Here is a 410-nt window from a genome sequence, read left to right on the forward strand (position 1 = left end):
ATTCAGAGATGTCCGGATCACAGCTCGTTTGCCAGCTCCCCGAACCTTATCGCAGGCTTCCACGTCTTTCATCGCCTCTGACTGCCAAGGCATCCACCGTATGCGCTTAGTTGCTTGACTATATAACCCCAAGACAACTGTATTCCCTTTATCGACGCCCTGGTAAACCAGGAAACCCATAACGGGAGACAGTTCCTTGAAGCGATACAACAACCACTTCAACGACAACACCGGATAACGCTTGAAATCGCTATCACTTTGAACAGTTCCTCTCGGAGATAATGAGAGAAATCTATTCGTGTTCTATCTCGTCCAATTTGTTAAAGAGCAAATCTGACCCAGTGATCAGAAAGGAAGGCTTCATCAGGATGAAACATTCGTTTCTGTACACTACAGACTAGAGTACAAAG

The 410-nt window shown here is 45.9% G+C and carries 1 rRNA gene; it reads right to left on the reverse strand.

Annotated features, from left to right (window positions below):
- Positions 1-120, reverse strand: a 23S ribosomal RNA gene (locus tag H3Z84_RS00045); the annotation flags it as partial.
- Positions 121-410 lie beyond the last annotated feature (290 nt).

Origin of the sequence: Marinobacter sp. bablab_jr003 (genome assembly GCF_016464245.1) — a bacterium.
Taxonomy (GTDB): Bacteria; Pseudomonadota; Gammaproteobacteria; order Pseudomonadales; family Oleiphilaceae; genus Marinobacter; species Marinobacter vinifirmus.